This window comes from Paraburkholderia acidicola (genome assembly GCF_002362315.1).
GTDB lineage: Bacteria > Pseudomonadota > Gammaproteobacteria > Burkholderiales > Burkholderiaceae > Paraburkholderia > Paraburkholderia acidicola.
The window spans coordinates 568,721-585,753 of sequence record NZ_MTZV01000006.1; the positions used below are offsets into that span (position 1 = coordinate 568,721).

Consider the following 17,033-nt stretch of genomic DNA (forward strand, 5'->3'; position numbering starts at 1 on the left):
TTCGCGCGGTTTCGTCAGATGCCGTCAGCAACGGACACCTCCATATTCGACGTATTCAACGTCTCGCTGATGACCTTGCCCAACACGTCCGCGTGAATCTTGACGATGGTTTCATGATTCCCCGGAACCGGGATGACCACGATGTTCGACGGCGCGAGCACCGCCTGCCAGCCAAGATCGGGCGGTAGTTCTGCGTACCCCTCGAGCGGCGTGATGGCTGCGTCCTGCGCCGAAAACACGTGCAGCTTCTGCGCAAGCGGCGTCGGCCGCCACGCGCTCATTGCATTCCCGTGCGCGACCAGCCGTTCGAGAAAGAGCCGGTTCTCTTCGGCCGATTCGTAAGCGAGGTGCCACAGCGGATTGCCTTCGCGCTTTCTGCGCTCGATTTGCTGCACGATGCGATCGATCAATGCGTCCAGGTCTTGCGCGCCCTCGATATCGAGCGTCTGCGGATCGAAGTCCTCGAAGTTATTGGCGACAAACGAGTACAGCGTGATCAGGCTTGCGTAGTGCGCATCCACGTCCGGCATATGACAAGGCAACGTCGTGTCGAACACACCGAGGAATTCGATCTCGTCGTGCTGCGCAATCAACTGGGTGGCCATTTCATACGCGATCAATCCGCCGAAGGACCAGCCCGCAATCCGGTACGGTCCAACCGGTTGAATCGATTTGATGATCCTGACGAAGCGTGCCGCTATAGTCTCCAGCGTCCGTGGTTGCGGCATGTCCAGCGGCAACGGCGGCAAACCGTAGACAGGAATGGACGAATCGATATGTGCCGCCAGATGTTCGAAGTACCACGAGTAGCCCTGCAGCGTATGCGTGAGAAACAGCGGTCGTTGTGTGCCCGATGTGTTGAACGCTGCGAATTCCGCGGTAGGTTCGCTTTTGCGCACGTCTCGTGACGACGCAGGATGCAGCGCGGACTCAACGAGCCGCGCGAGTTTATGCACGCTGCGCGTATCGAAGATGCTGCGCACCGTCAGCTTCACGCCAAGCTTCTCGCTAACCCGCACGGCAACCTGCGACGCCATCAGCGAATGCCCGCCCAGTGCAAAGAAATTATCGTGGCGCCCCACTCGATCCATACCGAGCGCGTGACTCCAGATCTGCGCAATCGTCGTTTCGAGCGCGCCTTGCGGGGCCTCCCAGGTCGCCGTATCGACAGTGTCGGCACCGAGTTCGAGCGCCGCCAGCGCAAGCCGGTCGAGCTTGCCATTGGGCAACGCCGGCAACGCATCGAGTGCGACGAAGCGGCTTGGCACCATGTGACCGGGCAGTCGCTCGGACAGCCACGCGTGGATCGCATTGCGATCCGGTCGCGCATTCGGAGCCGGTACGTAGAAAGCGATCAGTTGAACGGTTTCCGTGCCCGCGTTGCGACCCACGGCCGCCGCCCTGGCAATGTCGGGATGCGCCGTCAGCGCGAGTTCGACGGCGGGCAGCTCGACGCGCTGGCCGCGCACCTTGATCTGGAAATCTTCGCGACCGAGATGCAGCAGTTGCCCATCGGGCAGCCATTGCCCGATGTCGCCGGTGCGCAGCAGGCGTGCGCCCGATGGATGCTGCACGAAGCGCTCCGCCGTGAGGTCCGGCCGGTTCCAGTAGCCTGGTCCGACGCTCGCACCCTCGATGAACAGAGAGCCGACTGTACCGACCGGCACCGGCTGTAACGCATCGTCGAGCACGTGCACGCGGCAATTGGTGATCGGACGTCCTGCGGCGACAACCGCATGGCGACCATCCAGTCCTGCACCTTCGCAATAGCTGATGTCGTTCAACTCGCTACAACCATAGTTGTTATGCAGCCTTGCGTGCGGCAGCAGTTCGGCAAAACGCTCACTGACGCGGCGATGCAGCGGTTCGCCGGCCGTTGTGACGTGACGCAGCGATCCGAGATCGGCGGCGTGGTCGAGCAGGACGGCGAGATGCGAAGGCACGAGGTTCAGGCGCGTGATCTGATGCTCGCGCAACGCCGCGGCGAAAAGCGGCGCGTCCTTCACGACGTGGTCGGCAAAGATCACCTGCGGCACGCCTGCCAGCAGACCCGATAGCATCTCCTTGATCGAAGGCACGAATGACATCGACGTTTTCTGCCCGACCACTTCGTCAGCGGCAAACGGTGTGCGCTCCCACAGCGCGTGCAGGCAGTTCAAAACCTGCCGGTGTTCGACCAGCACGCCTTTCGGCTGGCCCGTCGAGCCGGAGGTATAGGCGATATAGGCCAGATCTTCGGGGCGCGATTGCACTGCATCGAACGGCACCGACGCATCCGCGTCGAGATCGAGATCGCGGTCGAGCCGCAACACCATCGGCCCCGTCTCCGTCTCCGCCAGCGATGCCGCAAGCCCCAACGCACTGACAACCACACCCGGCTGGGCGTCGTCGAGCGTGCGGCGCACATAGGCCACCGGATAGGCGGGATCGACCGGCACGTACGGACAGCCGAGCTTGAATGCCGCCAGTATCGCGCTCAGAAAATCGATCGAACGCGGGTGATACAGCGCGATCCGCATACCGGGTTCGATACCGCGGCGACGCAACGCATGCGCGATTCGATCGCTGCGCCGGTCGAGCTCCGCATACGTTGCCGTTTCGTTTTCGAAACGGCAGGCGAGCGCATCAGGTTGCCGCATCCGCTGCCGTGCAAAAAGTTCGGCCAGCGTGGTCGCTTCGAAAGCACGATCGGTGTCGTTGACCCGTGCGATCAAGGCCCGCTCGACGGCTGTCGGTTCGAGGAACGCCGTCAACCGCGCTTCGGGTTCGTCGACGAGACGCGTCAATATCTCCTGCATGACGTCGAGCATCAGATCGATCTGCTGCACACCGAAGCGCGCGCTGTCGAAGTTCGCCACGATCTCCAGTCCGCGCGCATCTCCGAAAATTTCCAGATCGAGATCCGACTGGGCCGGACGCGTGATGCTTTCGGGCCAGAGGTCGACGGTCAGTCCCTCGCCCCAGCCGGCCATGTCGATGGGAGGAATCGTTTGATGGCGAAGCATCACCGGCACCGGCGAACGTCCGTCGGCCTGGCGCAGCGCCGGCTGCGCGGCGATCATCTGTTCGAACGGCAACGCCTGATGATCGAGCGCGTCGAGCAGAACCTGGCGCGCCTGATCGAGCAGGTCCGCGGCACCCGGATTACCCGCGAGGTTCATGCGCAACGGCAGGATGTTGACGAAGAAGCCGATCAGCGGTTCGAGCAGCGGATCGTCCCGGCCGGCCGTCGTCGTGCCGATACACAGATCGTCGCGACCGCTCTGCCGGTGACACAGCACATTCAGTGCGACGAGGAAAATCGTGAACAGGCTTGTGCCGCGTTGCTGGCTGAGGTGTCCGAGCGCCGCCGCGAGAGTGTCCGGTAGCTTCCTGCGCGCGATGCAGAGCGGTCCGTGCCCGGCGCCTGACGGTGTGCCGGGCACGGCAAGATCGACCGGCTCGCGATAGCCATCCAGCGCGTTCGTCCAGTAAGCGACATGCTCTTGCAGGTCCTGCTGCCGTTGCCAGTGCGCGTGATCGGCATACTGGATCGTGAGCGGCGCAAGCGCGGTAATGACGTCGTGCCCGTGCAGATGCGCGACATACAGCGCGCGCAGATCGCGCACGAAGATGCCAAGCGACCAGCCGTCCGAGACGATGTGATGCATGACGATCGAGACGACATGCTGTTGCGGTGTCAACCGCAACAGCCGCACGTGCAGCAGCGGGCCGTGCTGCAGATCGAACTCGGCCGTTGCGTGTGCATCGAGCGCGGTCGTCAGATCGTCCAGCGTGACGTTATGCAGCTGGATATCGATGGCATGGGGCGCATCGATAAACTGCGACGGCACATCGGCATCGGCGGCAAAGTCGAAACGTGTGCGCAGCGGCTCGTGCCGCGCCACCAGCGAATCGAATGCCTGCTGTAGCGCCGGCAGTGACAACGTTCCGTCCAGCACCAGCGTGCCGTTCATGTTGTAAGCGCGACCGCCGTCGCGCTGCTGGATCAGCCACAGGCGCTCCTGGGCATACGACAGCGGCAACGTTGCGCTGCGCTCCTGTCGTTCGATCGGCAGTCGTACCGGACTGCTGCGAGTAGTCGGTTCGCGACTGTCCAGCAGGACAGCAAGCTCAGCGAGACTCTGTGTGTCGAACAAGGCCCGCAGCGTCGCGCCTTCGCCAAACCGCTGCCGCAAGCGGCCGATAACCCGCACCGCAAGCAGCGAATGGCCACCGAGTTCGAAGAAGTTATCGTGCCGCCCGACGCGTTCGATATTGAGCAAGAGCGACCAGACCTGCGCCAGCGCCTGCTCTGTGTCACCCTGCGGCGCTTCGTAGGCGCGCCGGCCAAATGAGGTGAGGTCCGGTGCCGGCAACGCTTTGCGATCCAGCTTGCCGTTCAACGTGAGCGGCATGCGCTCCAACGCGACATACGCCGCGGGCACCATGTAGTCCGGGAGGCTTTCCCGCAACGACGCGCGCACCGCCTCGATATCGACGGATTTGCCCGTGTAATACGCTACCAACCGCTGATCCCCCGGTGTGTCTTCTCTCACGACCACCACCGCTTCACGCACACCGGCTACACGCGACAACCTGGCTTCGATCTCGCCAGGTTCGATCCGGAAGCCTCGCACCTTGACCTGGAAATCGTTGCGCCCGAGGTACTCGATCGTGCCATCCGCGCGCCATTTTCCGAGGTCCCCCGTTTTGTACAGACGTCCACCCGTCACAAACGGGTCCGCAATGAAGCGCTCGCGCGTGAGTTCCGGCCGGTTGAGATAACCCCGTGCGACCTGAGTCCCGCCTATGTACAGTTCGCCCGACACACCCAGTGGCACAGGTTGCAGCCTGTCATCGAGAATGTAGACGCGCGTATTGGCCACGGGCCGGCCAATCGGGATCGTATCGCTGGCGGCGCTGGGTACGCAGTGCCACGCCGTGGCATCGATCGTGGTCTCGGTCGGTCCGTACAGATTCACCAGTCCTTGCGTGGTCATTGTGCGGATGTATTGCGCAAGCGGACCATCCAGAGGCTCGCCGCCGCTAAAGATATATCGACAGTCAACGCGCAGATCTTCGCGCTGCATCAGCATCCGCAACAGGCTGGGCACAAACTGCGCGACGGTGACCCGATGGTGCCGCATCGTAGCGACGATCCTGTCGATATCCTTCGACGCATCGGCGGGCAGCAGAACGAGGCGCGCACCGATTGCCAGCGGCGTCCAGATCTCCCACGCCGATGCATCGAACGAGATCGAGGTGCGCTGCAGTATCGAATCTTCGCGCGTGAAGCCGAACGTGGACGATTGCCAGTAGATATGGTTGAGCAACGAGCGATGCTCGACCATGACGCCTTTAGGCTGGCCCGTGGAACCCGACGTATAGATCACATACGCCAGATTGTCAGGTCCTTCGCCTGGTGCCGGAGCGGGATCGTGTGACGGCAGGCTGGCGATATCGTCGGCCGTGATATCGATCGCCGGTATCGTCGTTTTGCCGATCGCAGCGCGCGTATTGGTCTCAACGAGTACCGCTGCCGGCATGCTGTCAGCCAGTACAAAGGTCAGCCGTTCGACTGGATACTGCGGATCGAGCGGGACATAGCCGGCCCCCGCTTTCAGAATGCCCAGCAATCCGGCAACCATCGCCGTGCTGCGCTCCATGCAGATCGCCACGCGATCGTCGGGGCGGATGCCCAGCTTCAGCAGGTAATGCGCAACCCGGTTCGCCTGGGCATTCAACTCGCCGTAAGTCAGAGATTGCTCGCCGATCACCACGGCCTGCGCATCGGGCGACGACTGCGCCTGTCTCTCGATCACGCGATGCAGCGTCTGGTCGCGCGGATAGTCCACGTCCGTCGCGTTCCATTCGCTCAATAGCTGTTGCTGTTCTTGCTGCGGCAATACCGTCAGATCCCGAACCGCGGATGGCGACCCGGACGTCAACGCTACGCTCAAACTCTCCAGCGCAGTGTGCATGTACCCGCACACGCGCTCGGCGTCGATGCCCGGCACCGCTTGCACGGTCAGTGCGAAATCCTCGCCCAGATCGTCCACTGCCATCGTCAGGGGATAGTTGGTGCGTTCCGTGCCGCTCACGAACTTCATATCCAGACCGGGGCGCGCGACGTCCGCACCCTGCCCGGCAACGGCGCTGTACCGGTAGTTCAGCAGGGAAGTGAACAGCGGCGTACGCGTGGGTACCGCGCTGCAGCGTTGCGCCAGCGCCAGAGGCGCATGTTCGTGGCGCAGCAGTTGCAGCAGCAGGTTATGCGCCTGTTTCAGGCTGTCTTCCGCGCATTCGTCGTCCACATCGATGCGCACGGGCAACGTATTGATGAATAGCCCGAGCGCCCGGTCCGACTCCGATCCGCCTTGCATGCGGCCGAACAGCACGGTGCCGAACACCACGCTGTGCCGCCCGGTCGTCTTCGCCAGCACCAGCGCCCACGCCAGATGCATCAGGCTTGCAGGCGTCACACCCCGCGCACGCGATCCTTTGCGGATGGTGTTGGCCAGCTCGGACGGCAAGGTTCGATGTGCCTCGCCGACGTCGGCGCCGTCGCCGGTGACGTCCATCACGCCGAATGGCGCGGTCGATTCGTCGATATCGCCGAGCATCCGCTGGAAAAACGCTTCGTGCTCACGCTCGCTGGTTCCCAACCGGGTGCGCGCGATGAAGTGACGGAACGGTACCGGTGCCGGAAGTTGATGTCCCGAACCTTGTTCGATGGCAGCGGCTTCGGCCAGCATGAGATCGAGCGTGGTGTGATCCACCGCCAGATGATGAAAGACGATGTGCAGTAACCAGCGCTGGCCAGTTTCGTCCTGTGTGACGCTGCAATTCAGCAGCGGCGGACAACTCACATCCATGCGGTATTGTCCGGTTCGCTCCGAATCAACGTGTGCGTCCCCAGACGACACTTCCGTCTCGCTTCGTCCATCGACGGGTTCGATAAACGCCACCGGAAGCGTCGCGCGCCGATGCACGATCTGCACCGGTTGTTCCAAGCCGCGCCACACGAAGCCAGTCCGCAAGATGTCGTGACGGTCGATCACCTGCTGCAGCGCCGTCAGAAACCGCTCCAGACGCACACGGGTCTTGAATTCGAGCACGCCATTCAGGACATACGGATCGCGCTCCTGTTCGATCAGATGGTGATACAGCATCCCTTCCTGCAGCGGCGCAAGCGGATAGATATCCTGCACATTGGCGCCGCCGCCCGGCACCGTTGCAACGATCGCATCGATCTCGTGCTGATCGAGTGTCACGAGATTCAGCATCGACGACGTGATGCGCTCGGCGTCGACTGGAATCAGATTGGGCGGCACCTGAACTTCGTGCTGCTCGTGGTTCACCTGCGCAGCGAGTTCGGCCAGCGTAGGCGCGGTGAACAAAGCCCGGATGTCCGTATTCAGTCCCACCTGGCGCATCCGTTCGATCAGGCTGATCATCAGCAGCGAATGGCCGCCCAGCTCGAAGAAATTGTCGTGACGGCTGACGCGTTCCACCTTCAGAAGCTGCATCCAGATCGCCGCGAGCGTGCTTTCGATCTCGCTTTGCGGCGCCTCGTACTCGCCGCGCGTGTAGGCGTCGCCACCCGGTGCGGGCAAGGCCTTGCGGTCCAGCTTGCCGTTCGGCGTCAGCGGTAACGCCTGCACCGGCATATACGCGGCCGGGATCATGAATGCCGGCAGGCTCCCGAGCAGATGTGAGCGCAAGGTATCGGCGGGTTGCGCTTCACCGGTGTAGTACGCGACGAGCCGCCGATCCCCCGGGGTGTCTTCACGCGCGATCACCACCGCTTCGCCGACACCGTCCCGCTCCAGAAGCCGCGCCTCGATCTCGCCCAGCTCGATCCGGAAACCGCGGATCTTGACCTGGTCGTCATTGCGGCCCAGATACTCGATGTTGCCGTCCGCGAGCCAGCGGCCGACGTCACCAGTGCGGTAGATCCGCGCGTCCGGTGCGCTCGAGAACGGGTCCTTCACAAACCGCTGAGCCGTCAGCTCAGGCCGGTTCAGATACCCTCGCGCAAGCCCCGCTCCGCCGACATAAAGCTCTCCCGCCACGCCGATCGGAACCGGTTGCCGCTCCGCGTCGAGCACGTAAATCCGCAGGTCCGGAATGCACCTGCCAACCGACGACGCATCGCGCCGCTCGCGATCCCCGGCGTCGTGCGCATCGAGTGCGCGATACGTCACGTGAACGGTGGTCTCGGTAATACCATACATGTTGACGAGCTGCGTCCGCGCGTTGTCCGCACGCCCAAACCACGGCTTGAGCATGGCGGGCTCCAGCGCCTCGCCACCGAAGATTACCTGCCGCAGCCGGTGCTGCCGATCGCTCTCGCCCTGCGCCGCCATCAGTTGACGGAACGCACTCGGTGTCTGATTCAGCACCGTTACGCCGGCGTCGCACAACAGGGCGTAGCAGGCCTGCGGCGAGCGGCTGGTCAGATACGGCACGACACACAACTGTCCGCCGTGCAGCAGCGCGCCCCAGATCTCCCAGACCGAGAAATCGAATGCGAACGAGTGAAACAGCGCCCATACATCGTCGGGACCGAAGTGAAACCATGCGGCCGTGGCGGGAAACAACCGCGCCACATTCCGGTGCTCGACCATCACGCCCTTGGGTTGCCCAGTCGAACCCGATGTGTAGATCACATAGGCGAGGTGATGCGCGTCCAGTCCTGTGACTACCGGGTTGGATGCGTCTGGCGCGTCTGGCGCGGTTGACACACACCAGCGCGCATCGTCCAGATCGATCTGCGGTACACCGGCGGTCTCCAGCACACCGCCTGTTCGCGCGTGCACCAGCACCGCCACCGGCGCACTGTCGGCCAGCATGTAAGCGAGCCGCTCGGCCGGATACCCCGGGTCCAGCGGTACATACCCCGCACCCGCTTTCAGGATGCCGAGCAGTCCTACTACCATCTCCAGGCTGCGTTCCACGCAGATCGCGACGCGATCGTCCGGCCGCACCCCCAGGTCGATCAGGTGGTGTGCGACCCGGTTCGCCCGCGTATTCAGTTCGCCGTACGTCAACGACTGCGCCTCATACGTTACCGCGATCGCTTGCGGATTCTGCGCGGCCTGTGCCTCGAACAACGCATGCACCGTACGATCCTGCGGCCAGCTAGTCTGTGCCGCGTTGAACGTGTCGAGTACCTGCTGACGTTCTTCCTGTGGCAGTACTCTCAGTGCGCGGATTTCGGTTTGCGGTGCGTTTTCCAGCGCGTCGACCAGACTTTCCAGTGCCGTGCGCATGTGACCACCTACGCGCTGCGCGTCGATCCCCGACGCCGCCTGCACAGTCAAGCCGAAGCCCACGCCGAAATCATCCACCGACAGCACCAGCGGATAGTTGGTCCGCTCGTGCGCCTCCAGCATCTCGATGCCCTGCCACGTCTGCTTCCCCGCAACCAGCGACTCGTGTCCGTCGCCGTGGCGATAGTTGAGCAGTGCGCTGAAGAGCGGTGCTGGTGCGGCCACACCGCTGCAACGCTGCGCCAGCGCCAGCGATGCATGTTCATGTTCGAGCAACGCAGCCAGCCGGGCACCGGTTTCCTTCACGGCGGCTCGAACGCTCAGTGCTCCCGCGCTCACCCGCAGCGGCAGCGTGTTGATGAAAAGCCCCAACGCCCGGTCCGTGCCCGATGTGCCCTGGAAGCGGCCCAGCAGCACGGTACCGAACACCACGTCTTCGCGCCCCGACACCACCGAAAGCACGCGCCCCCATGCAAGATGGCACAGGCTCGCCGCGCTCACGCCCAGTTGTCGTGCCTGCGCACGCAGCCGCCAGGCCAGTTCCGTCGAAAGCGCTTCGCTGCGCTCGGTGATATCGTCGCCATCGTCGCGTACCTCGCTACAGCCGAACGGCAAGGTCGGTTCGTCGATGGCCTGCAACATCTCGTGGAAGAACGCTGTCTGCGCCTCGCGCTTCGTACCGCGCGTGGCCTGCGCAATGTAGGTGCGATACGGCATCGGCTCAGGCAAAGGTGCCGCGTCGTCCTGTAGATAGGCCTCCACTTCCTGCTGGACGACACCGAGCGCCGCGTGATCGAGCGCCATGTGATGGAACCGCAGCATCGCGACCCAACGGTCGTGCTTCGCGTCCTGCGCATAGGAGAGGCGCATCAGCGGCGCCTGCCGCACATCCAGCCGGGTTTCGCGCGTATCGAAACGCTTCTGCAACTGCTGCGCGATGTCGCCGTCGTCAGGGTTCAGCGCGAGTTCGTCGAGACCCAGCGATGCTTCGCGCCACACCACCTGCACCGGCTCGTCGAGCCCTTCCCACACGATCGCCGTTCTCAGGATGTCGTGCCGCGCGATCACGCGTTGCAGCGCGCGTGCGAAGCCATCCAGATGCGCACGGCTGGCGAACCCGAACAGTCCGTGCAACACATACGGATCGCCCCGCACTGTCGAACGATGGTGATACAGAATCCCTTCCTGCAGCGCTGCGAGCGGATAGATATCCTGCACGTTGGCCGCACCACCTGGCACCGTGGCGACGATCGTATCGATCTCGTGCTGTTTCAGTGTGACCAGGTTCAGCAACGCCGGCGTGATGTGCCGGGTTCCCTGCGGAATCAGGTTAGGCGGAATCTCGACTTCAACCGCTGCCGCACCGGCACCGGTGTCCCCATCGGCATGCGCATCCGCATACGCGGCAAGTTCGCTCAGCGTCGGCGCAGAAAACAGCACGCGGATATCGGCGCGCAGTCCTGCCGCGCGCATACGTTCGATCAGGCTCACCATTAGCAGCGAGTGGCCGCCCAGTTCGAAGAAATTGTCGTGACGGCCGATGCGCTCCACTTTCAGGACCTGCGACCAGATCGCCGCAATCGTCTGCTCGGTGCCGGCTCGCGGCGCTTCGTATTCGCGTCGGACATACGCGTCGCTGTCCGGCGCGGGCAGCGCCTTGCGATTCAGTTTTCCGTTCGGTGTGAGAGGCAGATGCTCCAGATACACGTAGGCTGCCGGCACCATGTATTCCGGCAAGGTCTCCGTGAGATGGGCACGCAGTTGTTCCGCGTTGACGGGTTCGCACGTCTCGCTCGGCGTTGGCGTTGCGGCTAACGTGTAATACGCGACCAGTCGCCGGTCCCCTGTACCGTCTTCGCGCGCCATCACCACTGCTTCACCGACGCCCGCGTGCTGCGCCAGTCTCGCCTCGATCTCGCCGAGTTCGATGCGGAATCCGCGGATCTTGACCTGGTCGTCGTTGCGCCCCAGGTACTCGATGTTGCCGTCCGGCAGATACCGCGCGAGATCGCCGGTCTTGTACATCCGTGCGCCAGGCACATCGCTGAACGGATCGTCGACGAATCTCTCCGCGGTCAGTTCGGGCCGGTTCAGGTAGCCGCGCGCGACCTGGACACCTGCGATATGCAGCTCTCCGGGCACGCCGATCGGTACCGGTTGGCCCGTGGCGTCCAGCAGATAGATCTGCGTGTTCGCAATCGGTTTGCCAATCGATGACACGGGCGCCTGGTCGTCGCACTCCCAGGCGGTCACGTCGACCGCAGCTTCGGTTGGACCGTACAGATTGAGCAACGGTGTCGTATGGAGTTGCGTCTTGAACCGGCGAATCAGCGCAACAGGCAGTGCCTCGCCGCTACAGAACACGCGCCTCAAACTATCGCACTGCCCGGCGTCGCCCTGAGCCAGGAACACTTCCAGCATCGACGGGACGAAGTGCAACGTAGTGATGCGTTGCGCCTGAATCAACGACTTCAGATAGGCCGGGTCTTTGTGTCCCTGTGGGCTCGCCATCACGAGCCGCGCGCCTGCAAGCAGCGGCCAGAAAAACTCCCACACCGATACGTCGAAACTGAATGGGGTTTTCTGCAACACGACATCGTCGGTAGCGAGACCGTAGGTCTGCTGCATCCACTGCAGACGATTGAGCACGGCACCGTGTTCGTTCATCACGCCTTTGGGGCGGCCGGTGGAGCCCGACGTGTAGATCACGTAAGCCAGATGCTGTCGGTTCAATCCGGTTTGCGCGGCCGGTAGATTGTGTGTCGGCTGCTGCTCCCACGGACGGTCCGGGCCGTCGAGTTCCAGCACGGGCACACTCGCCTGTGCGTCCAGCAGCGTGCCCAGGCGCTCGTGCACGGCGCGCTGCGTGAGCACCGCAGCCGGTGCCGCGTCTTCCAGCATGAAACTCAAGCGGTCTTCGGGGTAGTCCGCATCCAGCGGTACGTATGCCCCTCCGGCCTTGAGTACCGCCAGCAGCGCGACCATCATTTCGACGCTGCGCTCGACACAGATCGCCACGCGTGTGTCGGGTCCGATCCCCAGGGTTCGAAGATGACGCGCGAGGCGATTCGCGCGTTCGTTCAACTCCTGATAACTGAGGTGCTGCTGTTCGACGACCAGCGCGACCGCATCGGGTTGACTGGCGACCTGCGCTTCGAACAGTTCGTGGATGCAGGCATCCTGCGAATACGACACGTCGGTGTCGTTCCATGCCAGCAGCACCTGATTGCGCTCCGCTTCGGACAGGAAATCGCCTGCACTGCAATCGGCCTGTTCATCGGCGGCAATCGCGTCGAGAACCGCGGCGTAGTAGCCAAGAATCCGGGTTCCCTGCGCAGCGGACAGACGTGCCGTATCGAGCTTGATCTCCAGTAAGAGTTCGCTCGATGTATCGGCGAAATTCACCGAAAGCGCGAAATTGGTGGCCTCGAAACCGCTGCCACCGTGCGCTGCAAAACCCGCATCCTTTTCGAGCGCCTCGTACACGTGGAAGTTGATGTAGTTAAACGCAACTTCGTAGAGAGGCGCCCGATCGTTATCGAGTTGCAGCTGGAAATACGGGTAATGCCGGTACTGGATCACTGCCAGTTCGCTCTTGAACGTCTGCTGGATCAAACCGGCCCAGCTGACCGGTTCCAGCACCTGACGCAAGGGCAGCGTGTTGAGAAACAGACCCAGCACCTTCTCGCCGTCGGCCTGCTCCTGGCGGACATTGGAGACAAGGCCGGTGGTGACGTCGGTTTTTCCCGACAGCATGGAGAGCACCCGCAAATGCGCGCTCAGCAGCACGCTGCGCATCGGCACGCCCAGCGTGTGCGCCACGTCTCTCAGCCTGGTACGGACTTTTTCCTCTATGGCAACACGCAGGTTCGGTCGCGTGACCGCGTGACTGGTTTGAGCGTCGTTGGGCGGTAGCGCACTGAACGAATGGCCTTCCAGGTAATCGCGCCAGAAGTCCCGATGTTCCTGCGAGGCCAGCGCGCTTCGCTCGGATTCGACGGCAACTCTGGGGCTGCGGGCGAGCGGTGCCAGGGTCACGCTCGTCTGCTCGCTCGCGAGCAATTTGAGGTACGTCTGGAACAGCTCGGTATTGAGTGAGGCGACACTCCAGCCATCGAGGATCGCATGATGAAAACTCAACGTGTACTGGATATCGCCGGTGCCGCGCAGATGGATGAACACGCGTAGCAGCGGCGCGACGTCCAGCGTAAACGCGGTTTTCCGTTCTGCCTCCACACACTCCGCGAGTAGACGTTCTTGCTCTGCGTCGCCATGCATCGACAGATCGATGACGGTCAACGGTACGTGGCCATCGGCGTGTACCAGCTGCAACGGTTCGTCGAAACGCTGAAAATCGAACGATGTGCGCAGCACCGGATGCTTACGAGCCAACGCATCGAGTACGATGCGCAGCTTCGCTTCGTTCCATTCCGGAACGCTAAAGCGATAGCTGAACACGTCGTGGTACAGCGCGGCATCCTCGGCGGCCTGCTGGTTGTGATAGACCATCCCTGTTTGCAGGGACGTCAGCGGATAGGCTTCTTCGATACCCTCGGGCAACCTGGCCGCATCGGCAGGACTGAGCTGCAGGAGCGACGTTTGCGGCGCTACGGCGATTTCGTCGCGCGACAGCGCCTGCGCCAGGTCCGCGATAGTCGGGTGAGCAAACAGATCGACCAGTGCGAATTCGAGGCCCTGTTCTTTCGCCTTCGACAACACCGACACCGCGCGAATCGAATCGCCGCCCGACGCGAAAAAATTGTCGTGCACGCCCACTCTGTCGAGCCGCAGTATCTGCGCCCAGATCGCGGCCAGTCGCTCCTCGATGGTGTTGCGCGGCGCGACGTAGTGCTGTTGATTCAACGATTGCGCCGGACGAGGCAACGCCCTCTGGTCGACCTTGCCGTTGGCGGTGAGCGGGAGGCGCTCCATCGGTACAAATTGAGCCGGTAGCATGAAGTCCGGCAAGGTCCGCGCAAGCGCGGCACGCAGTTCGGTGCCGTCCGGTTCCGCCTGATCCCTGTCGAAGACAAGGTAGGCAACGAGGCGCTTCTCGCCCGGCTCGTCCTCGCGGGCCAGTACGAGCGCCTGACGCACGCTGGGCAAAGTCGACAGCGCCGCTTCGATCTCGCCGAGTTCGATTCGAAAACCGCGAATCTTGACCTGCGAGTCGATCCGTCCGAGATATTCAAGCTTGCCGTCAGGCAGGAATCTGGCGAGATCGCCGGTTCGGTAGAGGCGCGCGTCGTGCTGCGTGCTGAACGGATTCTCGATGAAGCGTTTCGCCGTCAGTTCGGGTTGATTCAGATAGCCGCGTGCGAGACCCGCACCGCCGATGCACAACTCGCCCGGCACGCCGACGGGCATCGGGTTCAGATGTTCATCGACGACATAGGCCGAGAGATCGGGAATGGGCTGCCCGATGCACAACGGCGTTCCCACCGGGCCGTTCAACGGCCAGTACGTCACATGCACCGTCGTCTCGGTGATGCCGTACATATTGACGAGCTGTGTGTCCTGATTGCGCGGGTCCTCGTACCACGGCCTGAGCATGCCGACTTCGAGTGCTTCGCCTCCAAAGATGACGTGCCGGAACCGATGCGCATCACCGCTTTCGGCCTGTGCCGCGATCAGTTGACGGAACGCGCCCGGCGTCTGGTTCAGCACCGTCACGCCCGTCTCACACAACAACGCGTAGCACTCGTGCGGCGAACGGCTCATGAGTTTGGGCACCACGACCAGTCGACCGCCGTGCAGCAGCGCCCCCCAGATCTCCCACACCGAGAAGTCGAATGCAAACGAATGGAACAAGGCCCACACATCTTTTTCACCGAATCCAAACCATGCATCGGTCGCAGCGAACAACCGCGTCACGTTGCGGTGTTCGATCATCACGCCCTTCGGTTGCCCCGTCGAACCCGACGTGTAGATCACGTAGGCGAGGTGTCGTGCGCTCAGACCGGCTACCACCGGGTTATGCGTCGGCTGATCCGTCGACGTGCCCGCGCCCAGTTCGATCACCGGCATCGACAGCTCGCCGAGCACGCTCCGGGTATCCGCCTGCACCAGCACCGCGAGCGGCGCGCTGTCCCGCAGCGTGTAGGCGAGCCGCTCGACCGGATACGCGGGATCCAGCGGGACGTACCCTGCTCCTGCTTTAAGGATACCCAGCAGTCCCACGATCATGTCGAGGCCGCGTTCCACGCAGATGGCCACCCGGTCGTCGGGTTTCACACCGTGTGCAATCAACCGATGCGCGAGCCGGTTGGCTCGCGCGTTCAGTCCGGCGTACGTCAGGCGCTGCCCTTCGTACTCCACCGCGATCGCATCGGGCGCTTCCTCCACACGCGCTTCGAACAGACGATGAATCGGCTCGTCGCGTTCGTACGTCGCACCGTTCGCGTTCCATTGCATCAGCTGGGCGGCTTCGGCCGGTGTCGGTAACGCGAGCCGCGCCACCGGGATGGCGACGTCGTCGAGCACCTGTTTCAGCAAGTGCTCGAACCGCTGGCTCATGGCGGCGACTTCGTCGTGCTCGAAGTACGCGCGGTTGTACATGAAATGCACCCACACCTTCTCATCAAACCGGTTCTCGCGGATATGCAACGCTAGCGGCAACTGTTCGTGGCCGTTCGAGCACATATTGATCTGCGCGACGCCGTCGCCGAATCCCAGGTCGTAGTCGTCGCGCTCGTACGACACCGTCACGTCGAACACCTGCGCCCGCTGCGATTGCCACAATCCGAGCGCCCGGTTCAGCTCGCTCACGGGAAACCGCTGGTGCCGGTAGTCCTGCTTGAGCACCTGTCCGAGCGAGCGGAGCAGTTCGTCGAAACGCAGCGTGCTGTCGAACTGCAGGCGCACGGCGCTGACGCCCGCGAACATCCCTGCCGTCGATTTCATCCGCGCATTCGAGCGGTTCAGGATCGGCAGACCGATAGCGATGTCTTTGCGCTGCGCCGTCCGCGAAAAGTACACATACAGCAGCCCGAGCATGACGTGGAACGGCGTCGAGCCACATCCCTGCGCGAGCGCGACGATGCGCTCATAGAACATGCGCGACAGGCACAATGCGTGATGCCCGCTCGGCGCAATCGAAGTACCGAAGCGCTCGCGATAGCGCGGCGCGAACAGCGGATCGGGCACCGAGCGATATTTGTCGAGCCAGTACGCACGCTGCCGCTCGAACTGCGGCGAGTCGCGGAATGCACGGTCCTGATCGATGAACTCGATATAGGACGGCGCGTCCAGCGCCGGTTCCTCATTTGCTTCGAGCGCGCTATAGAGCTTTCCGAGCGAGTCGACGAGCATCCCGATCGCCCAGCCGTCGACAATCAGGTGATGGAAATTCAGCGTGAAGTAAAAGCGCGTGTCGTTCAGCTTCAGCAGTTCGAAGCGAAACAGCGGCTCGCCGTCGAGCGGAAATGGCGTGGCCAGTTGCTGCAGCGCCCACGCGAGCGCTGCGGCTGCCGGATCGTCGGTAGCGGAGAAATCGCGCAGCGGCACCTGTACGTTCAGCGCCTTCGCGATGGCCTGATGCGGCATACCGTCTTCGTCATTGCCAGGCACCAGCACGATGCGCAGCGCGTCGTGCTTCTGCACGAGCAGATTCACCGCATGCTCGAAGCGGACCGGATCGACCGCACCGGCAATCTGCGTGTATCCACCGATCTTGTAGATCGGCGCGTTTTCTCCATGCACGGCCTGGTCGAGCCAGATCTCTCGTTGCGCGGCGGTGAGCGGATGAATCTCGCCCAACAGGACAGTCTGGTTCAA

1 protein-coding gene is annotated in these 17,033 nt (G+C 62.9%); it reads right to left on the reverse strand.

Annotated features, from left to right (window positions below):
- Positions 1 to 14: 14 nt before the first annotated feature.
- Entirely contained in the window at positions 15 to 17,033 is a 17,019-nt protein-coding gene (locus BWP39_RS21510; RefSeq protein ID WP_170043886.1) for a non-ribosomal peptide synthetase, read from the reverse strand.